The 25,477-nt window shown below is 37.1% G+C and carries 17 protein-coding genes; 9 read left to right on the top strand and 8 right to left on the bottom strand.

Annotated elements, in window-relative coordinates:
- Positions 1-4,137, top strand: a complete 4,137-nt coding sequence (locus tag FBR08_RS06335) for a DUF6531 domain-containing protein (RefSeq protein WP_158961953.1) — start codon at positions 1-3, stop codon at positions 4,135-4,137.
- 337 nt (positions 4,138-4,474) lie between these two features.
- Here FBR08_RS06335 and FBR08_RS06330 read toward each other — a convergent pair whose 3' ends face one another.
- From FBR08_RS06330 to FBR08_RS06305, 6 genes are all read right to left on the bottom strand, one after another.
- Positions 4,475-6,169 carry a ribonucleoside-diphosphate reductase subunit alpha gene (locus FBR08_RS06330; RefSeq protein WP_158961952.1) on the bottom strand — a complete coding sequence of 565 codons (1,695 nt, stop codon included), beginning with the start codon at positions 6,167-6,169 and terminating at the stop codon, positions 4,475-4,477.
- A gap of 29 nt (positions 6,170-6,198) precedes the next feature.
- On the bottom strand, positions 6,199-7,176 hold the full coding sequence (locus tag FBR08_RS06325) for a ribonucleotide-diphosphate reductase subunit beta (protein WP_158961951.1): 978 nt from the start codon (positions 7,174-7,176) through the stop codon (positions 6,199-6,201).
- A gap of 415 nt (positions 7,177-7,591) precedes the next feature.
- A complete protein-coding gene (locus FBR08_RS06320) occupies positions 7,592-8,632 on the bottom strand; it encodes a hemin-degrading factor (protein WP_158961950.1) in 1,041 nt (346 codons plus the stop codon).
- Between the two features lie 12 nt (positions 8,633-8,644).
- Positions 8,645-9,421, bottom strand: a complete 777-nt coding sequence (locus tag FBR08_RS06315) for a heme ABC transporter ATP-binding protein (protein WP_158961949.1) — start codon at positions 9,419-9,421, stop codon at positions 8,645-8,647.
- A 1-nt stretch (position 9,422) separates the two neighbouring features.
- The gene (locus tag FBR08_RS06310; protein ID WP_158961948.1) at positions 9,423-10,454 is read right to left on the bottom strand and encodes a FecCD family ABC transporter permease; all 1,032 of its coding nucleotides are present in this window, start codon (positions 10,452-10,454) and stop codon (positions 9,423-9,425) included.
- Positions 10,455-10,465: 11 nt separating this feature from the next.
- Complete coding sequence (locus FBR08_RS06305) at positions 10,466-11,332, bottom strand: heme/hemin ABC transporter substrate-binding protein (RefSeq protein WP_158961947.1); 867 nt, start codon at positions 11,330-11,332, stop codon at positions 10,466-10,468.
- Positions 11,333-11,594: 262 nt separating this feature from the next.
- On the opposite strand from FBR08_RS06305, the gene FBR08_RS06300 reads away from it, so the two are divergent.
- From FBR08_RS06300 to FBR08_RS06275, 6 genes are all read left to right on the top strand, one after another.
- Positions 11,595-12,392, top strand: coding sequence for a M48 family metallopeptidase (locus FBR08_RS06300; RefSeq protein ID WP_158961946.1), 798 nt, complete (start codon positions 11,595-11,597; stop codon positions 12,390-12,392).
- A 377-nt stretch (positions 12,393-12,769) separates the two neighbouring features.
- The gene (locus FBR08_RS06295) at positions 12,770-13,984 is read left to right on the top strand and encodes an aminotransferase class V-fold PLP-dependent enzyme (protein WP_158961945.1); all 1,215 of its coding nucleotides are present in this window, start codon (positions 12,770-12,772) and stop codon (positions 13,982-13,984) included.
- A gap of 23 nt (positions 13,985-14,007) precedes the next feature.
- Positions 14,008-14,424, top strand: coding sequence for a SufE family protein (locus FBR08_RS06290; protein WP_158961944.1), 417 nt, complete (start codon positions 14,008-14,010; stop codon positions 14,422-14,424).
- A 27-nt stretch (positions 14,425-14,451) separates the two neighbouring features.
- Entirely contained in the window at positions 14,452-14,772 is a 321-nt protein-coding gene (locus tag FBR08_RS06285; RefSeq protein ID WP_158961943.1) for an iron-sulfur cluster assembly protein, read from the top strand.
- Position 14,773: 1 nt separating this feature from the next.
- Positions 14,774-15,289 carry a DUF2480 family protein gene (locus tag FBR08_RS06280; protein WP_158961942.1) on the top strand — a complete coding sequence of 172 codons (516 nt, stop codon included), beginning with the start codon at positions 14,774-14,776 and terminating at the stop codon, positions 15,287-15,289.
- 56 nt (positions 15,290-15,345) lie between these two features.
- On the top strand, positions 15,346-16,191 hold the full coding sequence (locus tag FBR08_RS06275; RefSeq protein ID WP_158961941.1) for a DUF3078 domain-containing protein: 846 nt from the start codon (positions 15,346-15,348) through the stop codon (positions 16,189-16,191).
- A gap of 54 nt (positions 16,192-16,245) precedes the next feature.
- Here FBR08_RS06275 and asnA read toward each other — a convergent pair whose 3' ends face one another.
- Both asnA and hflX read right to left on the bottom strand, forming a co-directional pair.
- A complete protein-coding gene (gene asnA / locus FBR08_RS06270) occupies positions 16,246-17,247 on the bottom strand; it encodes an aspartate--ammonia ligase (RefSeq protein ID WP_158961940.1) in 1,002 nt (333 codons plus the stop codon).
- 251 nt (positions 17,248-17,498) lie between these two features.
- Entirely contained in the window at positions 17,499-18,734 is a 1,236-nt protein-coding gene (hflX, locus tag FBR08_RS06265) for a GTPase HflX (RefSeq protein ID WP_158961939.1), read from the bottom strand.
- Between the two features lie 357 nt (positions 18,735-19,091).
- Here hflX and FBR08_RS06260 point away from each other — a divergent pair, with 357 nt between their 5' ends.
- On the top strand, positions 19,092-24,467 hold the full coding sequence (locus tag FBR08_RS06260) for a T9SS type B sorting domain-containing protein (protein ID WP_158961938.1): 5,376 nt from the start codon (positions 19,092-19,094) through the stop codon (positions 24,465-24,467).
- A gap of 69 nt (positions 24,468-24,536) precedes the next feature.
- On the top strand, positions 24,537-25,463 hold the full coding sequence (locus FBR08_RS06255; protein WP_158961937.1) for a PorP/SprF family type IX secretion system membrane protein: 927 nt from the start codon (positions 24,537-24,539) through the stop codon (positions 25,461-25,463).
- Positions 25,464-25,477 lie beyond the last annotated feature (14 nt).

Below are 25,477 nucleotides of genomic sequence, written 5' to 3'. Positions count from 1 at the left end.
ATGATTATTAATACAATAAGTGAGGGACTAAATTTCTATTCAACCCTAACAGGTTTTGCAGGACAAGCTAGTTCAGATATAATGCTCCCGTTGTTGAAAATGGGGAATTTCACGAAGGGAAGTGCTTGTTTACCAGTGGCAAAGCAATTAGATCCCGTTATTAATTTAGTGGATATTCACATGATTGTGATTCCTCCGTCTCCTGCCCCTATACCAATGCTACATCCATTTATTGGATTCTCATTGCGTCCTAAAGATTTTCTTGCTTTAGCCGCTATGAGTGTGAATATAGCCGTAATGAATGCTATCTCGGCAGTGATTACACAGCAAGTGATGGATGGCGATATTTCACTAGTAGATGGAATCGTGATGAATGGAGTTGCCGATTTTATCGAGAGTCAAGTGCGTATTTTTATCGGAAATTTAGGAGCATCAGTAAAAATGGGTACAGTTTTGCCTCGTGCTATTGCAGGAACGAGTATTCGATGTCTAAATCACATACCCATTGGGGGAGGTTTTCATCCTATAGCCGATAATACGATCACCAAAAATACGGGTCACTCATGGCTAGGTAGTATGTTTGTCTTGGCTGATGGATCACCACTAGTTGGCGCTTGTGCTCATTTACAAAATGTGTGTTCTGATCTAGGGATGACCTCCATCCACGATGCAGGATCTTCTCCTGATCCAGAAAAGGGAATAAAAGCAAAACTCTATATGCCGACAGGAATGATTATACCTATTCCGTTGACGCGAATGGTTCTTACAAATCCTGTTCCATCAGCTGTGAACCCGCTGCAAGTTCCTAAAATGCTTTTTCGAGCAGGATTGAATAAATTAAAAGCGAATCGGATAAAGCAAGTTAAGATAAATGCTGAAACTGGTAGGCCTTGTAGTAATACATCGAGGGCTTTAAATCGAGTGAATAAAAAACTTTTTGATTACGATTTAACTCGAGGGCTGTACAATAAAATTGATAAAAAAATGAAAACCTACGTCGGTCATCCCGTGGATGTAGCTGGGGGTGATCTTTTTACAGATAGCAAGGATTTTGATTTTGCTGGGATTATACCACTATCTTTTGAGCGTGTATGGTATAGCGATAGTGATTACCAAGGACCATTGGGATATGGTTGGCACCATAACTATGATATGGCCTTGTTTGTTGATGTAGCTCAGCGAAGAGCTCAAGCGCGTTTAGGAGATGGTCGTTTAATTAATTTTGACCGCATTCCAACGGAAGAATTTCCTACACCTCGCTACCATCGTTCGGAACAGCTGTGGTTGTGTTATCATGTAGACGGTTTTTATTACCTCAGAAATCAAAAGGAAGAATTGTATTTTTTTGATACCACGCCATTGCATCCTAAACACAAAGGATTTCCATTATCGTCTATTCAAAATCGCAATGGTTTTGCTATTCGATTTAATTATGATAACAATGGATATTTAAAGGAAATTACAGATTCCGTTCATCGGGTTTTCTCTATTGTGAATGACAAGTTAGGCCGTATTATCCAAATTTGGGTAGATCCTCCTGAAGAAGGAATGCAAAAAGTTTGTATTGCAAGGTACGTCTACAATGAGCAAGGAGATTTAGTGGAACATTATGATGAAATTCATCAACCGTTGCGAATGATGTATGAAAATCATTTGCTTGTAATGGAAACGTGGCGAAATGGGCAACGTTGGTTTTTTAACTATGATGGTAATAAAACGGGGGCAAAGTGCATCGAAACTTGGGGAGATGATCGAATACAATATGTTAAGTTAACCTATTATGATGGTGAGACGCATACATGTGATGGTGAAGGAAATAGAGTTATCTATAAACACCTTAATCAGGTGGTGTATGAAACTATTGACGGTAATGGTGCCGTATGGAAAAAAGGGTACAATAAATATGGTGAACTTGAACGCAGTATGGATCCTTTGGGAAATGTACAGAACTTGTTAAGAGATACTTTCGGCAATATTAGTCAAGTGATAGAACCAGACGGACAATTTACTCAATTTAGATACCTCGATGAAGAATATCCTTATTTACCAACGGAAATTATTGATTCCCGCGGTGGGAAATGGAGCAATAAGTATACAGCGGAGGGTAAACTTCGAGAAAAGTGCACCCCGCTTGGTGTAAAGACGAAGTTTACCTATAATGAGGACGGACTTTTATCAAGTATTACGGATGGACTAGGTGCTTTGACAACATTAGAATATGACAAGCAGTACAACAAATCATGTGTAACTGAGTTGAGGAATAAACAAACGCATTATCATTATGATCTGTGGAATCGCTGTATAGGAATGACAAATGCTTGGGGCTTACAACAACGCATCGTACTGGATGGATTAGGGCGTACTTTGTTGATTAATGATTTTGACGGCAACACGATCGAATTTAAGTACGATGCCTTGGATAATGTGATTCATTATCAAGATCATCACCGTAGTATTTGTTTTACCTATAAAGGGATGCATAAATTAGTCAGTCGTAAAGAAGAGGGAAAGACGATGTACTATAGGTATGATTCGAATGAGCGACTTTGTCGTATTACAAATGAAGAAGGCCAACATTTTGATTTTGATTTAGATGCGGCGGGTAATGTTGTACAAGAAACGGGGTTTGATGGTGTGGTAAAGAAATATAAGCGCAATGCTGCAGGGTGGATTACAGCTGTTCAACGTCCTGCTAATCGATGGACAAAGTATGAATACAATGAAATGGGACAGGTGATTCAGGTTGATTATAGTGATGATCAACGTGAAAGCTATACGTATGAGGCTGGATTGTTGCGTCAAGCTGTGAATAGTAGTGGAATCCTTAGTTTTCGATATGATGCACAAGGGAAGCTTGTGGAAGAAAATTTTGAAGGTCAAAAAGTAGAACGTACTTACGATGATTTTGGTCGTTGTATGAGCTTAAAAAGTAGCTTAGGTGCTGATTTTGAGTTTCAGTATGATGCGTGTAGTAATGTGACAGAAAGCCAGTATAACGATTGGAAGGTTATGCATGCGTATGATTCTTTGGGTAAGGAGTGTGTGAGAACTTATACAGGAGGGATGCAACAGACGTGGAAGTTTGATAAAGTAGGTAGATTACAAACGCAGCGTACTAATAAACAAGAGATTTCAGGTATTAGTATTTCTCAGTTTTATCGCGATTACGTTTGGAATACAGGAGCATTATTGCTTGAGATTACAGAGCAAGGGCATAAAAAGACAGGGTTTCAACGCGATAAAAGAGGGTTCTTACAAGGTGTAATTTACGATGGAGGAGAATTAGAAGAGCGAGGAGTAGATGCAAGTGGAAATTTGTATCGACAATTAAATTGTAAAGATAGCGTGTATGTTAAGAATCGTCTGCAAGAAACGAATACGGCCCAATACAAATACGATAAAGAAGGTTTTTTGATAGAAAAAGAAGAAAAATACACAGGTAAAAAGTGGAAGTATGAGTGGAATGGTGCGGGTATGTTAAGCCAAGTGTTGCTTCCTGATGGGCATAAAGTTGGTTTTGCATACGATGCTTTGGGACGTCGTGTACGAAAGTATTATAAGAATGCTATTACGCATTATGTATGGCGAGAAGATGTTGTCTTACACGAGTATAAAACCTTTGATGCCAGAGAGACAACGGCTGAAGATATGATTACCTGGGTGTTTGAAGAAGATAGTTTTATCCCTATGGCTAAGCTCAAAGGTGATGCGCGCTATAGTTTGGTAACGGATCATTTGGGCACCCCTATTCGAGCCTATACTGCTCAAGGAGATAAGGTTTGGGAACGAGAGCTAGATAGTTGTGGCAATACTCGATGGATAGTAGGTGAAGATGGATTTTGTAATTTCTTGTATCAAGGCCAGTTATATGACAAGGAAACTGGTTTGGCCTATAACCGCTTCCGCTATTATGATCCCGAGGTAGGAAACTACATTGCACAAGACCCTATTGGTTTAGCAGGGAATAATCCTACATTATATGGTTACGTAAGTGACCCTACAAAAGAATTGGACGTGTTTGGATTGAGCAAAAGTTCCAGTTATGGATGGAAGAGTACCGCTGAGCGCTTGAATTATAGACCACATCATAAACAGCAATTTAAACAGGTCGATACTCGGTTTCTTCCTGGAGTGTAAGTCTTGAATTCTCCGGTATCGGTCCTGTTTATTTGATCCCTTGGGATGGAGCTAATGATGATGACAAGATTCACCTTTTTGACTATTTTTTTATGATACAAGTGCAGCTTGATTTAGCTCTTTTACCGCTTAAAAAAGGACAAGCGTATTAAAGCCATGTAGAGCTGTATTATCTAACACAGAAAGAGAGAGTCGATAAACAAATAAAAAGGGTTTAGAAGGCTTTATAAATCGCTTTCTGATGAGGTTAAGTGTCTGAGTGATAAAGTGTTTTTTTCTGTTATGAAAAAAGGCCTTAAAAAGTATTTCTTTTTAAGGCCTTTTTTATATCTATTGATTAAGATTCACAACTGCTACAGTTTACCAAGTTGGTCACCATTTCTTTCGAAACACTTTGACTTCTTTGGTAGTAGAGCGTTTTTACTCCTAATTCCCATGCTTCAATCATCAAGCGGTTTACGTCTTTAATAGGCAATGAAGAAGGAATATTTAAGTTCAAACTTTGTGCTTGATCTACGTATTTTTGTCTGATCGCCGCTTGTTGAATAATTTCCAATTGGCTGATTTCTTTAAACGTTTTAAATACTGCTTTTTCTTCTTCTGTTAAGCCTTCTAATTGTTGAATGCTTCCTCCAGAAAGCATGATGTTTCTCCAAGTTTCTTCATTGTCCATTCCTTTTGACTCTAATAAAGTCGTTAGGTATTTGTTTTTTCGCATGAAGTTTCCTTTGGATAAACCTGCCTTGTAGTAGTTACTACTGAAAGGTTCAATTCCAGGAGAGGTTTGTCCTAAAATAGCAGAAGACGACGTTGTAGGCGCAATAGCCATCGTAGTTGTATTTCTTCTACCATATCCTTTTAAGATTTCGGGTTCTCCGTATATACGAGCTAATTCTTGAGAAGCTTTATCTGCTTTGGCGCTGATATCTTCAAAAATTTTGTTCGTCAACATTTTAGCTTCTAATCCTTCAAATGGAATCATGTTCTTTTGTAAGTAGGAATGCCATCCTAAAACACCTAAACCTAAAGCTCGGTGTCTTTTTGCAAAGCGGTTTGCTGAAGCTAAATAGTAGTTACCTTCCGTTTTTTCGATGAATTCTTGTAATACTGCATCCAAGAAGAAGATCGCTAATTTTACAGCTTCTGTATCTTTCCACTCATCGTATAACTCCAAATTCATAGAAGATAAACAACAGATGAAAGACTCATCATCAGAAGAGGGCAACATAATTTCAGAACAAAGATTACTTGCGTTGATACGCATATTTAAATCTTTGTACACTTGGGGTTTATTGCTATTTACGTTGTCAGAGAAGAACAAATAAGGCATTCCTTTTTGCTGTCTGCTTTCCAGTACTTTGGCCCATAATTGTCTTTTTTCTTTATCTCCGTCAATCATTTCTTTCATCCAATAATCAGGAATACTTACTCCATAGAATAAGTTTTGAATTGGATTTCCGATATTTTTTATGTTTAAGAACTCATCACAATCCGGGTGATCGATATCCAAATAAGCTGCAAATGCACCGCGTCTTACTCCCCCTTGTGAAATCGTATCCATAGCTGTATCAAAAAGCTTCATAAAGCTTACTGCACCACTACTTTTACCATTATCTGTAACTGCACTCCCTCTTTCGCGTAAGCCTCCGAAATAACCCGAAGTACCTCCACCGATTTTGGTTTGCATAATAACTTCCCCTAATTTGTGCGTAATTCCTTCGATGCTATCTGGAATATTTACGTTGAAACACGAAATTGGCAATCCGCGTTCTGTTCCCATATTTGCCCAAATCGGTGAACTTAAACTCATCCACCCACGTTCAATCATCTCTTGAAAAGATTCCTTCAATTCTGGCTTAAACAAGCGCTTTGCAGCTGCCGTTGTGATACGGTCAATCGCTCCTTCAACCGTTTCTCCTTTCAACAAATAACCCCTGTTTAGGATTTGTTCACTCTCTGAGTTTTTCCACCACAGTTTTTCTTGTAGGTTATCGTTTTCTTTTACTTCTAATGGTAATGCGAAATTGTTCATAGTATTTTTTGTGCAATTATAAGGGGTTATTAGAATAAATCTTCAGCGGTTATACTCTTATCGTGTTTGGTATAATCTACTGGTCTTTTGGCGAAGAAATCGTCTAAACTATTAGCGAAAACCTCTTCTTCAAACCACGCCATCGGTTTATACTGTTCTTGCGTGATATTATATACTTTCTTCAATCCAATTTTCAACATGCTTTCGTCTACTCTAAATTTCATAAAGTTTAATAAATCAGCTTTATTTACAGTTTCAATGGCACCTGTTTCAAAAATCCAATCTAGGATTTTAGCCTCAATATCAATCGATGTTTTTACAACGTCATTTACGTGATTGATCAATTCATCATCAAAGAAATCGGGATATTCTTCGCGGATGATATTGATAATATAAATCCCCGCATTGGCATGGATTTGTTCATCAACAGAAGTCCAAGCAATAATATTGCTTACGTTTTTCATCAATCCTTTAAATCTTGTGAAAGATAGGATAATGGCAAATTGACTAAATAAAGATACGTTTTCAATTAGTAGCGAAAATAAAATTAACGATACTACATATTTTTTGCGATCCGTGCTATTATTTGAATTTTCTAAAACAGAAGACAAATACTCTACGCGTTCTTTGATTACTGGAATTGTTAACAATGCTTCAAATTCGTCATTGTAACCCAATACATCCAATAAACGAGAATAAGCTTCTGAGTGTCTAAATTCGCATTCTGCAAAAGTAGCTCCTAAACCATTGAATTCTGGCTTTGGAAAGTGACCAAATAAATTACCCCAGAATGTTTTTACTGCTACTTCAATTTGAGCAATAGCTAATAAACTGTGTTTGATTGCCAGCTGTTCCTCTTTTGTTAAGTGAGAATGGAAATCTTGTGTATCTGCTGTGAAATCTACTTCACTATGTACCCAAAATGATTTGTTAATCGCTTCAGTAAATTGATAGATACCTGGGTATTCAAATGGTTTATAGTTAACTCTTTTATCAAAAATAGACATAGCAATATATTTTTAAATTAATATCAGACGTAGGTTTTATAATGGCAGTAAACAGGGAACGTTTTAGTCAAAAATGTTGTGCTGTTTTGCTTAAGTCACTTGATTGTACACTCTTACAAAGAGTGTGTATTTCAAAAGTGAACTGTGCTAAGTTACTATTTAGAAGCTATGATGTCAACTTTATTTTAGATTAAGTTATCAAATATTGTTAATAACTTTTACACCCCTGATTCTACCTTGACTTTCGGTGGATTGGTCTTGATTTTAGGAGTTTTTAGTAGTTTTTATTCAGATTAATTAGTATGTAAATCAAGTTATTTTTTTCTCAAAAATGTTGAAAAATGACGTTGGATGAAATGAAAAAGTGCATCGATTCACGGAGAATGGATGCACTAGTGTATTCGTATTTTTTGGTTTAGTTTAATTGAGCCACAATAGTTCTCCAGGTTTCAAGTTCTGGAATTCCCGGTTTTCTTTTTCCAAAGAATTGAACGATAATTTCCCCCATTTCATTGAAAACTTCAACTGCTGTAACAATGCCGTCTTCTGTTGGTTTGCGAACAATCCAAGTTTGAGCAACTTTATCCATGTCTAAGTGCATGTTGAAGTCTGGATCTAAAACATTATACCAGTTTTGATGCCACATCGTTTTGTTTACCTCACCCGTGTGAATTTGAATATTTCCTCTATTTCCTACAAAAACCATGATAGGAGTTTTTTCTGCAGAAGCCTGTTCTAATAATGCAATAATAGCCTCTTTTGTAATTTGTTTTGCATAGAATTCACTCGGGGCTAAACGCAAGGCTTGTGTTCTCGTTACGTTGTATTTTTTTAAGAGACTAAAGAAGTTGTGTGTATCTTTTAAGCTCTCCCATTCTTGTCTAAACCCTTCAACATCGACTTCTTCGTCTAAGCGTTCGTCAAGATTTTGAATGTAAGGTTCGGTTTTGTCGGTAAACTCTTGATTTTCTGCTTTATATTTAGCTACAAGTGCGTCGAATGCGTCCGTATTACTCACAGAAGTTAAGTAGATTTTGTGGATGGCTTCTCCGTCTTTTCCAAAGAATTGCAAGCTCTTACGCACAATATTTCCCGTTTCTTCAACTACGGCAAAAACGTATTTCCAGTGTGATAAAAAGATGCGTAAATCAATGTCTGGATTAACGAACAAACCAGCATGTGGATTGGAGAAGTCAGGGTTGCTGTAAATTCCCTTTCTCTCGTGTACACATTCGTCGTTACGCGTTAAAGCCATAACCTTTCCTAAAGATTCGATTTCGCTTAAAATAGCAACTATTTCGGGTTTTAATAATGTAGCTGTTTCTCCTAGTGTAGTGGCTAATAGTTCCATTTCACTAGCATTTAATTCAGACGCTGCATTTCGGATGCGCAAACGTGGGTTTTCTTCTTTTAATTTTGCCCAACGTTCTTTTAAAGCTAATATTTCAGTATTCATTTTTTAATGTGTTTATACTCCAAAGATGATTAAAGGAGCGTTATTAACTGGGTTTTTTGTGACAATACACGGAAATTTATATACCTGAGAAAGAGTCTCTTGGGTTAAAACTTTTTCGGGTGTATCATAGTGTACTTTTTCTCCTTTGTTGAGTAAAAGGATGCGGTCAGCATATTGTGCAGCGAGATTCAAATCGTGAATAACAACAATAGCTGTATTACCTTGTTTGGTAAATTCTTTAATTAGATTTAGAATTTTATGTTGATGTAAAACATCTAGATTGTTTAATGGCTCATCTAAAAACAATAATTTGTTTTCAATAGAGTTGTTGAGTTGAGAAAGAACACGAGCCAAATGCACCCGTTGTTTTTCTCCACCCGACAAGTGATTGTATTCTCGATGTTGAAGAGGGCATACATCAATGCACTCCATGCTGTGTTGGATCGCTTTTTTGTCCTCTTCTGAAGGAGTATGCTCAAAATAGGGGTATCGCCCCATCATGACTACATCTTCCACTTGTAGAGGGATGTCTGTATTGAATGATTGAGAGAATTTAGCTTTGTGTTTAGGCAATGTTTTTTTGCACCATTTCGGATATTCACATTCTTTGAGTAAGATGCGGTTACCTGGTTGGTGTAATTCATCAGCAAGTAAACTCAAAAAAGTGGATTTACCTGCGCCATTAGGTCCTAATACCGCAATAAATTCTCCATTCTGACAACTAAAATCGATGTTGTTGATTAAGAACGTATTTTTGGCTTTAAAACTAACTTGAAGGGCTTCAATCATATTACAGTGATTTTTTGAATTTAATTAAAATAGCAATGAATACTGGGGCTCCCATAATAGCAGTTAAAATCCCTATCGGAATCTCGGTAGGAGGAACTAATGTTCGACTAACACCATCGGCAAGTAGAAGTAAAATTCCACCCGCAAAAATGGATAAAGGAAGGATAAAGTAGTAGTTCGACTTGAATATTAGACGCAAAATATACGGTACTACTAAGCCGACAAAACCTATCGTTCCTGTAAAGGCGACAATGGTTCCCACCATTAGGGCAGAAAACAAGATAATTCTCTTCTTGATTCGCTCCACGGTTATCCCAAGATGATTGGCATCTTTTTCTCCTAACATCATGGCATTTAATGCTTTGCCTAAGTTAAGTAAATAAATTAAAGATACGCCAATGACACTAGTTAAAATTGCTATTTTCGTCCACGTTGCTCCGGCTAAACTACCTAATGTCCAAAATGTTAGGTTTCTTAGCTCCTCATCATTCGAGACAAAGGTCAATAATCCCGTTATTGAACCCGATAAAGCTGTAATAGCAACACCTGAGAGTAATAGAATACTAATGTTGGTTTTGCCATTTACGGTGGACATTTTATACACAAAACTCATGGTGAGAATGGCTCCAATAAAACTCATGATACTCAAAAGCGAATAGTGGAGAAATTCTGGAATAAATGGTTTTATAAACGCGCCTAAAACAATAGTGATGGAAGCAAATAGTACAGATCCAGAGGTAATTCCTATTAAATCGGGCGACGCCAAAGGATTTTTAAACATCCCTTGTAAGGCTGTGCCAGCTAAAGCTAAACCACCCCCAGCTAGCATAGCCATAATAATACGGGGTAATCGCACATGTGTAATAACATATTGATCACTCGGGTTTACTCGTTCCGGATGAAAAAGTAAGTTGATTAGGGTATCTAGACTACTAGCTTCAAAGTTGTAAACTCCAAGAAAAATAGACACAGCTGCCATACCCAATAATACCATACCCAAGGTGCCTATATAAAAAGAGAGTCTTTTCTGCATGTTGTTTTTCCTTATTCTGATAACTTTTGATTCAATTGTGTAACGGCAGTTCCGACTCTAGGAGTGAACCCTGTTAACAATAAACCATCCATTGCAATGATTTTTTTGTTTTTCCCTGCATTTGTACGGTCTAAACCTTCAATTTTTAAAACACCGTCAATACCACCCATGCTTTGTAATCCTGTGTCAAACAGTAGAATATAATCGGGATTGCTGTTTAATAGGGCTTCTGGAGTAAGGGGTTTAAAATCATCAAATCCTGTTACTGCATTTTGTCCTCCAGCTAACTCAATGATATTTTGCATTGGTGTTTTATCACCTGCTACAAACAAGTTCGCTGCTCCTCTTGCATAGATGAAAAGAACTTTCGGTTTGTTTTCCAATGTTTTTAACTGCGCTTGATCTTGATCAATTTTAGTCAATAACCCGTCATAATCCGTAAGATTTAATGATGTAGCTACCTCTTTGATCAATGTTTTTGTGCCCTCAATTGAAAAATCTTGGTCAAGGACTACCAACTTAATTTTAGCCTCTTCTAGTTGTTTTTTTAAATTGTCGTTTAAATCCTTCTTTGCAATGTAAACAAGGGTTGGTTTTAACGCCATTAAAGCTTCAATATTGATTTTATTTACGTGCTCTAATTGTGTTGCCGTCGTATTCATATCTGCGGGATAGGTGCTTGTAATATCGATTCCCACGATATTTTTTCTTTGACCTAAATCAACTAAAGTTTCTGTAATTGCTCCACTTAAGGAAACAATACGCTCGTTTGAAGTTGCTACTTCTGTGTTAGTTGTCTCAACAGCTTTCTCTTCTTTGCTGTTCTTACACGCAACCACTGATAATGCGAGTAGGACTAAAAGGGCAGTTCTTTTCATACCGGATTCTTATTTTAATTAAATCTGAATAGAGGCAAAAATAGAACTTTTTAAGCGCAATCAAAATATATTAAGATTAATTTTAAATAATAGACACAGTGAGGGATAAGGGAGATAAATGTTAAAAAAAATCAAACAGAAAAGAGTGTGAATAGGGGATGCTTAAGCAGACTAGGTCAAGATTGTTTTTCGACCTTTTGCCTTGTGTTCATGGTCAATCGATTTCTTTATTTACTGTATATTTGTATAAATAATAAAAACTATGAAAAAAATTTTGTTTACTGCAGTTGTTGCATTTTTGGGAATGACAACTGCCCAAGCTCAATTTGGTAAATTGAGCGGTAAGAAAATCGATGCTTTAACTACGGCTGCTTCAGCGTTTACGGTATCGGATGCTGAAATTAAACAATCTGCGAAAGAGGCTGTTAAATGGATGGATGAGAATAATAAAATCTGTTCTCTTGATTCTAAACAGAAAGATATGCGTGAGTATGCAGAACGTTTAGAGCGTATTTTTGGTCCATATAAAAAGTACGATGGATTAGATTTAAACTACAAAGTGTATTACGTTACTGATATCAATGCCTTTGCTTGTGCAGATGGAAGTATTCGCGTGTTTTCATCGTTGATGGATATTATGACAGATGATGAATTATTAGCAATTATTGGGCATGAAATTGGGCATGTGAAGTTAGAGCATACGTTAAATGCTTACAAGCAGATATTACTGACAGAAGGAGCCGTTAAATTTGTTGGGTCAACCCAAGGAACGGCTGCGGATATTATGAATTCAAACTTAGGAGGTATGGCCGAAAAGTTTATGGGAGCTTCTTTCTCTCGTAAACAAGAAACCGATTCCGACGATTATTCCTACAAGTTTTTAGTTGCGAATAACAAAAATCCACAAGCCTTGGCAGATGGATTTCAAAAGTTTGCTGATATGGAAAAAGAATATGGAGCTGATAAATCACTAGGGGCTAAAATGTCATCGAGTCATCCTGATAGTGAAAAACGCGTAAAACGCGTAGAAGAGCGAATTAAAAAGGAGGCAAAAAAATAAAGAACTCTATTACAGAAAAGAGAGAGGACTGTTTCGCAAAAGAAACAGTCCTTTTTTTATTGCTTTTTATCGCAAAAGTGTTCAAAGGCAAAGGTGAATATACCGAAATTTTGAACGAAAGGCTTGCTTTGCTTTTAGGAGGGTTTTAATTTAATCTAGTGAGTTAAAAATAAATTAAAATCCTTACATCTTGCATTTTAGCTGTTTAGGCATGGAGTTTTTAGTTTTCCTCTTTTAGAAGTAAAAGGTATAGTGTCTTTTTGTAAATATTACATTTAATTGGCAATAAATAGGGCTTAGTATTGCGAATAGATAGTTTTCTACAAACAAATGAGATTCACTATCTTTGTCTATAATTTTGATTAAAAAGAAAGATTATGTTAGATATAAAAGCAGTTAGAGAAGATTTTCCAATTCTAAAGCAACAAGTGAATGGAAAACCCTTAGTATATTTTGATAACGCTGCTACCGCTCAAAAACCCAAAGTGGTAGAAGAAGCGATCAAGACATATTACGATACGATTAATGCAAATATTCACCGTGGTGTGCATACGTTAAGTCAATTGGCTACGGATGCCTATGAAGAATCGAGAAGAAAAGTACAACATCACCTCCATGCAAAAGAAGATAGAGAAATTATCTTTACTCCTGGAACTACCTTTGGTATTAATCTAGTAGCCAGTGGATTTGGAGCCTTGTTGCAACCTGGGGATGAGGTGATAATCTCGGCCTTAGAGCACCATTCGAATATTGTACCTTGGCAATTTGCGTGTGAGCGCTCAGGAGCTACGTTAAAAGTAATTCCGATGAATCAAAAGGGCGAACTAATGATGGATGCTTATGCTGCCTTGTTGTCTCCAAATACTAAAGTAGTAGCGGTTTCCCATATTTCAAATGCCTTGGGCACGATTAATCCAATCAAGGAGATGATTGCCATGGCCCATGCTGTTGGTGCGGCTGTTTTAATAGATGGGGCACAAGCAACGCCTCACATTAAGCCTGATGTACAAGATTTAGATTGTGATTTTTACGTGTTCTCTGGACATAAAGTATGCGGTCCTACAGGTACAGGGGTACTCTATGGAAAAGAAGCCTGGTTGAATAAATTGCCGCCTTATCAAGGTGGAGGTGAAATGATCAAAACGGTAACCTTTGAAAAAACGACCTATGCGTGTTTACCGCATAAGTTCGAAGCTGGAACGCCTAATATCGCAGGGGGAATTGTGTTGGGTTATGCCTTAGATTATTTAAACAAATTGGGATTTGATGCTATTCAGGCCTATGAACACGAGCTTTTAACCTATGGAACCCAACGCTTGTTAGAAATTGAAGGACTGCGTATTGTTGGAACTGCAGCGCACAAAACATCAGTAATTTCCTTTAATATTGAAGGATTACACCCGTATGACGTTGGTGTAATTGTCGATAAATTAGGTGTTGCTGTTCGTACAGGACACCATTGTACACAGCCTATCATGGATTTCTTTGGTATTCCGGGAACGATTAGAGCGTCGTTTAGTTTTTACAATACAAAAGAAGAAATTGACATTTTAGTAGAGGCTGTGCGTAAGGCGCAACAAATGCTGTCCTAATTCAACAAAGAAATTACAAGAATATGACTATAAGAGAAGCACAAGAAGAAATAATGGATGAATTCTCCATGTTTGAGGATTGGATGCAGCGCTATGAATACATCATTGAACTTGGAAAATCACTTCCAATCATTGATGACAAGTATAAAGTAGAAGAAAATTTAATCAAAGGTTGTCAATCTCAAGTATGGCTACACGCTGAAAATATAGACGGAAAGGTTGTATTTACGGCGAATAGTGATGCCATTTTAACAAAGGGAATAATTGCCATTTTAATTCGCGTTTTTTCTAATCACAAACCAGTGGATATCGTAGAAGCAGATTTGTCTTTTATTGATGACATCGGTTTAAAAGAACATTTATCACCTACGCGTGCCAATGGTTTAGTTTCGATGATTAAACAAATTCGCATGTATGCTTTGGCTTTTCAAGCCCAATAATTTTAATTCAAAGAAAAGAGTTTAAGTATGGAAGAAATAGACGTACAACAATTAGGAGAAAATATTGTAAGAATATTGAAAACAATTTACGATCCTGAAATTCCGGTAGATATTTACGAGTTAGGGCTGATTTACGATGTATTCGTCAATGAAACCCATGATGTTAAAATCTTGATGACTTTAACGTCACCCAACTGTCCTGTGGCCGAAACATTGCCTATGGAAGTAGAAGAAAAAGTAAAATCAATAGACAAGGTGAATAATGTTGAGATAGAATTGACGTTTGAACCGGCTTGGTCTAAAGATTTAATGAGTGAAGAGGCTCAATTAGAGTTAGGGTTATTGTAAGATGGAAGGAGAAATTGTAAATAAAGTTGCCAATAGCGCATTGAAGATCTTTGATTTAGAGGACATGTATCCGAATAATCCAAGAATGGAAGTAGATATAGCGCAATGGCTTTATGAAGGTTTTGTTCTGCGTGAAAAAGACTTTAGAGCGGCGTTAAAAGAGATCGATTGGACGATCTATCAAAATGCGTATGTGGGATTGTATTGTTCAACAGATGCCATTTTACCTGGCTGGGCGTATATGCTTTTAACGAGTTATTTACAGCCTGTTGCTAAGCGCGTATTCCTCGGAGATAAAAATCATTTAGAAAAATCCATTTATCAAGAGTTGTTATTCGCAATTGATTATAGTGAATATCAAGATTTACCTGTGATTATCAAAGGTTGTTCCAAGAAGGATATTCCTGAGGAAGCCTATGTCTTAGCGACTCAGTTAATGATGAATACAGCGCGTTCTGTCATGTTTGGAGAGGCGTGTTCTGCAGTACCAGTTTACAAACGTTTAGTAAAAAAGTAATTTTTTTTTGTCTTTTTCGTGCTTTATTGTTATTTTCGTGTTAAAATAACAGTATTATGAAAAAATTTTTGCTTAGCATTGCTGCTGTGTTTATGTTGTATTCCGCACAAGCTCAGGAGGCTGAAGGAACGGAAGTGCAAAAAAATTGGACTTCAAAGGGGAATTTTGCTCTTATTGCAAATCAGTCGAGTTTTTCAAATTGGCAAGCAGGTGGGGACAATAACCTTGCCGGTAACGTAAACTTGAATTACGATTTGAATTACAACAAAGAGGGTTGGACTTGGGACAATAAGTTTCAAGTTAGTTATGGTCTAACGAAGTTAAAAGGTGAAAAAGAGAAGAAAACGGATGACCGTTTAGAGATTACCTCTTTACTTGGAAAGCAAATGACGGACAAATGGTACTATTCATTATTCATGAACTTTAAAACACAGATGGATTCTGGTTGGGATAAAGACGGGAATAAGAATACGCACTTTATGTCACCAGCTTATTTGCAAATAGGACCTGGTTTATTGTGGAAACACAACGATAACCTGAAGGTAAACATTGCACCAGCAACGTCTCGTTTTATTATGGTTCACAAGCACTTTACTGAATTCGGTGATGCTTTTGGCGTTGAAAAAGGTAAAACAATGGAGTACCAACTGGGGATGGCCGTTAATGGATACTACAAGTTTAATCCAATGGAAAATGTTTCTATTGAGAATATCTTAAACTTGTATTCTAACTATTTAGAAAAACCAGAAAACGTGGTATTAGATTATCAATTGAATGTTGTTTTGAAAGTGAACAAGTACTTATCTACAAACTTGACTTTCCAAGCAATATACGATGACAAAGCGTACCAAGGATTCCAATTACGCGAAATGATTGGTTTGGGAGTAAATTATACGTTTTAATTGTACTAGTTGCGATTGAAAAAAAGCTCGAGTCTTAGACTCGAGCTTTTTTTATTACAACAAATTAATTTGTTGTTGAATAGCTTGTGTTCTAACTTCTGTAGGCCATAAGCTGACTTGGACTTCGCCAATGTGTCTTTTGCGCAGCAAAAACATACACAAACGCGATTGACCTATTCCACCACCAATACTCAAGGGAACTTGATCTTGTAAAACCAGCTGATGATAGTATAAATTCATTCGACTACTTGTTTGAGTAAGAGCTAATTGCTGTAGCAATGTCGTTTTATCTACACGTATACCCATGGAGCTCAACTCAACTGCTTGCTCTAAAATAGGATGCCAAACGAGTAAATCTCCATTCAATCCTTTGTAACCTTCTTCTGTGGTTGTGCTCCAGTCATCATAGTCCGATGCGCGACTATCGTGGGGTTGACCATCCGATAATGGGTGCCCTACACCAATAATGAAAACAGCTTTATGCGCTTTAACGATCGCTTGTTCTCTTTCCTTTGGAGATAGGGTTGGGTATAATTGAAGCAACTGTTCTGCGTGTATAAAAGAGAGAGCATCGGGAAGTATAGGCTCGATTTGAAGCTCTTGCCACACGATAGCCTCCGTTTCCTTTAGCGCCTTGTAAATGTTGCGTACAGCGGCTTTTAAATAGCTTAAACAGCGGTTGTGAGTGTCTATCCTCAATTCCCAGTCCCATTGATCTACGTATATGGAGTGTAGAGGACTATATTCTTCGTCTGCTCGGATGGCGCGCATATCCGTTATAATTCCCTCATAAAGCGGCAAATCGAGTTCCTGTAAGCGAATTCTCTTCCATTTAGCTAAAGAATGAACAATGACAGCATGAGTAGGTAAAAATTTTACAGGAAAAGAAACTGCTTTTTCTACGCCATTTAGATCGTCATTAATTCCCGTTCCTTCATTGACAAGCATAGGAGATGAGATTGGATGTAAATTTAGCGCTTTACTTAGTTCGTTAGCAAAGGTCTGCTTGATTAAGGCAATTGATTTTTCGGTCTGTAAAATTTCAGTTTTACGCATAATAGTACCAGTTATAAAGTTATAAAATAAAAAAAGGCCCCTCAAATGAGGAGCCTTGAAACGTTGAATAAATAATATAAGTATTAGCTTATTCTCCTTCCATAAGAATTCCCCTTCGAAGTGCGGATGCAATTCAAATTTGAAGAGAAATTAATAGTAGTTAGGGTCGATATAAGCATAACGAATTGGCGTTTAATTAACGGAAGAATAAAAGTAGTACATTTTATCTTTGGTGTCATCAAAAATAAAAGTTAAATTTTATCTTCTTCATTTTCAATTAAATGTTCAAAATCTGGATACAAGAAATTGTTGTAAGGGAATCGAGTAATGTGAATGTGGCGAACTGCTTCATACACTGTTTTTCTAAATTCCTCAAAGTTCTCTTTGTTGGTAGCGGATATGAAAATAGCATTTTCTGGACCCACTTTATTCATCCAGGTTTTCTTCCATTCTTCAATCGAGTAATGACGAGAAGTGCGTTCTGTCATCAAATCATCTTCTGCAATCACTTCCGGGTGATAGGCATCAATTTTATTGAATATCATAATGGTCGGCTTGTCATCGCTTTTGATGTCTTTGAGAATGTCGTTCACCGAGGCAATGTGATCTTCAAAATCGTGGTGAGAGATATCTACAACATGCAGAAGTAAATCAGCCTCTCTAACTTCATCTAATGTGCTTTTAAAAGATTCGACTAGTTGTGTTGGTAATTTGCGGATAAAACCTACCGTATCAGATAGTAAGAAGGGCAAATTGCCAATGACAATTTTTCGAACGGTTGTGTCTAAAGTAGCAAATAACTTGTTTTCAACAAAAACTTCACTTTTTCCAACGGCATTCATTAGTGTCGATTTTCCAACGTTCGTGTATCCCACAAGGGCAACACGTACCATTGCTCCACGATTACTGCGTTGAGAAGCCATTTGCTTGTCAATTACTTTTAATTTTTCTCGTAATAAAGTGATTCTGTCGCGTACAATACGTCTGTCGGTCTCAATTTCTGTCTCTCCAGGTCCACGCATTCCAATCCCCCCACGTTGTCGCTCCAAGTGCGTCCACATCCCGGCTAAGCGAGGAAGTAAATATTGAAACTGAGCCAATTCTACCTGTGTTCTTGCATACGAGGTTTGTGCGCGTTGTGCAAAAATATCTAAAATGAGGTTGGTGCGATCGAGTACTTTGCGATCTAAAATTCTAGAGATGTTTTTCTGTTGAGCTGGAGTAAGTTCATCATCAAATATTACCGTGTGGATATCATGCTCTACAATATAATTTTTGATTTCATCTATCTTTCCCGTTCCCAAGAAAGTTTTTGGATTGGGTTGATCTAATTTTTGTGTAAAACGTCTGTGTACTTCACCACCAGCCGTAATGGTAAGAAACTCAAGTTCATCAAGGTATTCGTTTAACTTCGTTTCATCCTGGTCTTTGCTGATAATACCAACAATAACAGATCTTTCAAAATTTATTTCTTCTCTATCAATCATATATACATTGTCTATGTAGACAAAATTAGTAAAAAAATGTGGGTTGATTACTTTCGTCGAGAAAGAGTTTGTCAATCAATAGAATGAAACGCACTAAATGGATAGCGAAGTGGGGCTGTTTACAAGTTTATACAAGGGGAAGTATTTTGTAGTAAATGTTAATTAAACAAAGGGTTTTACTGTCTTTTTAAGACTTCTTGTTTGATAAAAATCGGGTTATAATTATAAGAAAATGATGTATTGTAGTTTTTTTATTTAAAAAAAGAGTATAATTCAATTTATATTAATTTATGTTTTGTTAATATTAATATAAAAAAAATTATATATTTGACTGTAACTAACCTAAAACGAATACACATGAAAAAAATTACAGTGCTTTTCTTTCTCCTGTTGAGCGTATGCTTTGCTTACGCACAAGAGGTAACGATTGGCACAGGTACAATCACTCAAGAATATCCTTTGTCTAGTTACTATGGACATCAACGCTCCGCAGCCTTATATACTGCGACTGAAATTAATCAAACTGGATTTATTAATAAGTTGGCGTGGGATATTGGCAAGATGGGTGAGCGTAGACCTGTGAAAATATACTTGAAATCGGTAGATGAAAATAGTTTAGTCGCTGCAAATTGGGAAACATTGACTACCGGAGCCACTTTGGTATACAATGGGACATTTACGGCGGATAATGATATTTATGGTTTTCATACCCTTAATTTAGACCGAAGTTTTAATTATGTAGGAGGAACTAAAAATTTAGTAGTTTTAGTAGAAACAAATGCTGGAGGTGCTGGGTTGGATGAAGCAGAAGGGTTGAAAATTAAAGCCAGTGAAAGTACGAATAGGCACTTAACAGCTAGAGTTGATAATACAAATGCTACGGGTAATTTATCCTTTGTTTCAAGTCGACCGAATATTAAAATGATATTTGGCTCTGAAATTAGATGTTATGGTATTCACGCTTTTATTGATACGGTTAGGGCAACAAGTATCCGCATTGCTATAACGCCTCAGGCTACAACAAATTCTTTTTCGTATGAAGTTAGAACTCAAGGTAATCCAGGCTCTGGAGCTACGGGTTTAGCTACATCAGGAACAGTTACAAATTTGAACACACCATTTTTTAATATTAGAGGGTTAAGCGAATTAACAACGTATACATTATATGTTCGCGCAAATTGTGCAAATGACCAGTTTTCTCTGTATTCAGAACCACTTACTTTCAGAACAATCGAAAATGTGGCAGGGTATTTAGTAGAAGATGATTTTGAAGGAGATTTGAATTTTATCTTTGTCAATGATACAAATAACAAGTGGCACGTTGGGAATGCTGTACACAATGGTGGAACAAAATCACTTTATATCAGTAAAGATGGCGGACAAACTAATACGTATAACAATGCAGGGGTACAGGTGTCACATGCATATAAAGAGATTGCTATCCCTCAGCATGCAGAAGATTTACAAATTAGTTTTGATTGGCGTTGTTTGGGGCAAGGAGATGTAAAAGATTATTTTAGAGTGTGGCTCGTGTCTTCTGCGTATACTCCAACAGCAAGAACTCAAATTACTGCTAATGCAACTAGAATTCAGGTTGGAAAAACACAATATTATCAAGATGCTACTTTCTCACATGAGCAGACTTTCTTACCAGTAGCTGCTTTTGCTGGACAAACTGTGCGTCTTGTTTTTGAGTGGAAACAAGATTCAAGTTTAGGAGAAGATCCTCCTGCAGCTATCGATAACTTAAAAGTGAAAGCTTATTACTGTAAGAAAGTTGACGTTAATTCAATTCAAGTTTCTAATATTACTGCTACAGAAGGGACAGTCACTTGGGCTTCGAGTAATGCAGCATCGTATGAGGTATTTTTGACAGAATCTCCAAATATTCTTCAAAATTCAACTAACCGAATTATATCTACAGATTTCAGAGAACTTAGTCCTGCAACAACGACTAATACAACCTATACATTTACCAATCTAAAACCAGGTACACAATACTTAGTTTGGGTTCGCGCTAAATGTGGACCAAATGAGTGGAGTGTTTTCAGTGGGCCGAAAATTTTGGCTACTGATATGAAACTTGTGGATTTACCGTATAGAGAGGATTTTGAAGGTGTTACAAATTTCGAATTTAAGAAGAATGACGTAAAGAATAAATGGTTTATTGGATCAGCGGTAAATAATGGAGGTTCAAAAGCACTATACATTAGTGAAGACTATGGAGCAACAAATACCTATAATGTTGTTGGATCTCAAGTTTCTCACGTCTATAAAGACTTTAAAGTTCCTGCGGGAACACAAGAAATAAATGTGCGATTTGATTGGCGTTGTGTTGGACAATTGGGAGGATCAGATTATCTTAGAGTATGGGCCGTGCCTCAAAACTTTGTACCGACTACGGGAATCCAAATTAACGCACCAAACCCTCAACTGAACAGAATTCAGGTAGGAAAATTTTATTATCAACAACAACAAGAGTTTAAATTTGAATCTTCTGTTTTTGATGCAACAGCATTTGCTGGGGGCAATGTACGTTTAGTATTCGAATGGCGTCAGGACGCAAGTGGTGGAACTCAACCGCCTGCAGCTATTGATAATTTAGTGGTGGAGGCAAAAACATGCCCAGCGCCGAAGAATTTTAGAGTTGTAGAAACTAGTGGAACTTCAGTAACTCTAAATTGGGACAGAATACCGAGACAGAATAAGTTTGAAATCTATCACAGTACAACAAATGCATATCCAGGTGATGAAGTAACAGAATCTATTGTTACGACTCAAAGACCATATAAATTGAATGGACTTGAACCTAAGACAGATTATGTTATCTGGATTCGAACGATTTGTTCAGAAACGAGTAAAAGTGCTTGGGTTCCTTTATTGGTTAATACAGGACAATTACCTGCGGACTTCCCTTATGTAGAGGATTTTGAAGGAGTAGATAATTGGGATTTCAACAAGAGTACTACGCATACCAATGAGTGGGTTGTTGGTTCAGCTGTAAATAATGGAGGATCAAAATCACTGTATATTACACAAGATAAAGGAGTAACCAATTCGTATAACGTCGCAGGTCAATTGATTACACATGCCTATCGCGATATTGCAGTTCCGGTGGGAACAGCTGAAGTAGATATGAGTTTTGATTGGCGTTGTATGGGAGATGGTACCACTTCGAAGCGAGATTATTTCAGAGTGTGGTTAGTTCCTAGAACGTATAATCCTGTAGTTGGAACTCTAATTACCACGGAAGTAAATCGCATGCAAGTGGGAGGAATGCTCAATCAACAAGGAAACTTTGTGACGTTCAATGTAGAAGATATTGATATAAGTAGATTCGAAGGAAAGACGATGCGATTGGTCTTTGAATGGATTCAAGATGCAAGTAACGGAACTCAACCTCCGGCGGCTATTGACAATATAAAAATAGGAAAGGGATCTTGTCCAGGAGTTCGAAATCTACAATCGGAACCTATTGCTGGTTCAAATCCGAAAAGTGCTTCATTGACTTGGGATGTCTATGGAGTTGAAGCACAGTGGGAAGTATTTATTATTGAATTAGATGACCCAACGGTTCCAGGTGTAGCTACACAAGGTATTATAGTAAATGAACCGCGCTATGTGTTTAGAGACCCTGACCCAACGAACACAACCGATCGTTTTTATAAGTTTTTTGTGCGTCCATTGTGTGATGCTGTGAATGAAAGAAAATGGTCCAAGCAAGGGGTTATCTCATTTATTCCTCCTCCAGGCTGTGCTAGAGTAGAAGCGGGCATTGAATTTACAGAGCTTGAAGGTTTACAACAGAATGAAAAAGGAGAGTATGTTATTTGTGATAAAGGAACATTTAATTTTAAATTAGGTGCTTCGTATTATGATATTTTAAAAACAAGCACATACAAAGTTGAGCCAATTGAATATCGTCCTCCTTTTCCTTTTAGAGGTGGAAATTCGGTTAGTTTGACTCGAGACGATTATTGGTCTGGCATTATTGATCTTGGATTTGACTTTTGTTTCTTTGGGAATACGTATAATAAAGTACTGATTGGAACCAATGGAATGATTACATTTAGTATTAAGGACTCGGTTCCAGGTGGGCGATATAGACCTAATACGGGTAGTGAATTTAGGTTTGGTCCAGAGCATCAAATACCTATTGATAGAGGTGCTTATCCTCCTTATGTTAATACGATTCACGGGGTTATGCAAGATATGTATCCAACATTGTCACCAGCGGACTATTCTGTAAACTATGAGATTGTAGGGAAGGCTCCTTGTCGTACCTTAGTATTTAATTTGTATCATATGGGAATGTTTAGCTGTGGTTATGATAGAAATGACATAGAAGGATCAACCACAACTTCTCAAATTGTACTGTATGAAGGAACAAATATCATTGAAGTATATGTTAAGAACAGAAAAGCTTGTGTAAGTTTTAATGATGGAAGTGGGCTGATTGGTATTCAGAATGCAGATGGTACTGCAGCTTATACACCACCAGGAAGAAATTCAGGGGCATGGAATGCTCAGAATGAAGCATGGCGTTTTACTCCAAATGGATTGTCAACGGCTGAATTTACTTGGGAAAAAGACGGAGAATACTTCTCTTCTGCGGCTGAAATTAACGTTGATGTAACCGAGACTGTAAAATATACAGCCAAAGCGACGTATGAGATTTGTGAGGAAGAAACGATTTTAACCAAAGAATTTATTTTCATAAAAGAAGATTTTTCAATCGGAAATATAAAAGATTTAGTCGATTGTGCTAGACGACCAGGAGAATTTAACTTATTTGATTTAAGAGACGCGTATAATGATATTTATGGGGATCTAGATCGAGAGCGTTATACGCTAAAACTATTTGAAACGATTGATGATCGAGATAAAGATCGTAATCCATTGCTAGATATTGTTAAGTTTAAAGGAACAAGTAAGCCCATCTATGTTAAGCTTACAAATAAGTTTACGGGATGTATAGAACTAAAAACGTTTAAATTAAATGTTGCTCCACATTTGACAGTAACAACGCTAAAAGATCAGAGTGTATGCGGTTCGTATTTACTTCCTAAATTGGAGAAGGGTGAAGCATATTATACCAAGCCTTATGGAAAAGGGAAGAAATATGAAGGAGGAGAAACCTTTAGTGAAGTAGGTATTCACGATATCTATATATATAAAGAAGAGAAGGTTGAAGGAGCAGCAGAAGATGAAGCTGGATGTTATGGTCAATCTCAATTTGTATTAGAAGTAACAAAACAGGTAGTTGCAGATCAAATTGCCAATATGGTGTTGACTTGTGAAATATATAAACTGCCAACCTTGTCGGAGGATAATAAATATTATACGTTGCCAAATGGAGAAGGTCAGGAATTACTTCCAGGCATGCCAATCATCGAACCAACAACAATTTATATTCTGGCTAGAAATAAAGGTGAAAAAGGGGCGGTTTGTATTGATCAAAGTAGCTTTACCATTGATTTTGATGAATGTCCAATTCCGAAGGGAATTTCACCAAATGGAGATGGAGTAAATGATAGCTTTGATTTGACTGGTTATGGTGTGTCGAAAATTCAAATCTTTAACCGCAGTGGAATAGAGGTTTACTCCCAAGGCAGGTACAATAAAGAATGGATGGGACAAGACAAATCGGGTAATAAGTTACCTGCTGGAACGTATTATTACATTATTATTTCTAATGGAAAACAACGTACAGGTTGGGTGCAACTTAATTAATAATAAAACTAACAACTGTGTGTGTGAAAGCACACAGTTGTTCAAATTAGCTAAATAATTAAACCGTATATGAAAAGAATATATTTAACATTAGGGGTACTGAGTTTACTTAGTTGTCTTGAGGTGCAAGCGCAGCAGAATCCGCAGTATACGCAGTATATGTACAACATGAGTGTTGTAAATCCTGCTTATGCTGGCTCAAAGGATGCTGTTTCAATGGGAGCATTGTACCGCAAGCAATGGGCCGGCTTTGATGGGGCACCTGAAACGGGAACTTTTTTCATCAACAGTAGAGTAGGAAAAAAAGTGGGTGTAGGTTTGTCTTTTATCAATGATCGCATCGGTCCGGTTACGGAGAACAACATTTACGGAGATTTCTCTTATACTTTAGAGTTAGGAGGAGTTCACAAGTTAGCTTTGGGAATCAAGGCAGGCGCAACGTTCCACAGTGCCAATCTATTTTCTGATATTGGCGATGGTTATACGATTGACGCGGGTGACCCTGCATTTGGTCAAGACAGCAAATCGACCTTATTCAATGCTGGAATTGGAGCGTACTACTATACGGATAAATACTTTATCGGATTAGGGGTGCCCAACATGATAAAAGAATACTATTTGAATTACGATGGGAAGAACTTTGGTCAACGCGAGATTCACATGTATTTGAACGGAGGATATGTCTTTGACTTGGATCAAGATTGGAAATTAAAACCCTCAACGATGATCAAATACGCGATGAATTCACCAGTATCCTTTGATTTGAATATGAATGTGATGTACCTGAACAAGATTGAAGCAGGAGTTAGTTACCGCTTAGAGGACGCTGTTGGAGGAATGATTAACTACCGCGTTACCCCACAGCTTCGCGTTGGTTATGCATATGATTACATCACATCGGATATCAACAAAGTAGCCAAGGGTTCTCACGAGTTTATGGTGTTATACGACATTTTCTTGTCTAAGAAAGTATCTAGTTCCTCTCGTTATTTCTAATCGAATAAAAAGTA

The sequence above is a fragment of the Myroides fluvii genome (genome assembly GCF_009792295.1).
GTDB lineage: Bacteria > Bacteroidota > Bacteroidia > Flavobacteriales > Flavobacteriaceae > Flavobacterium > Flavobacterium fluvii_A.
Note: the sequence above shows the minus strand (reverse complement) of the source record. Positions and strands in the feature narration are given on the sequence as shown.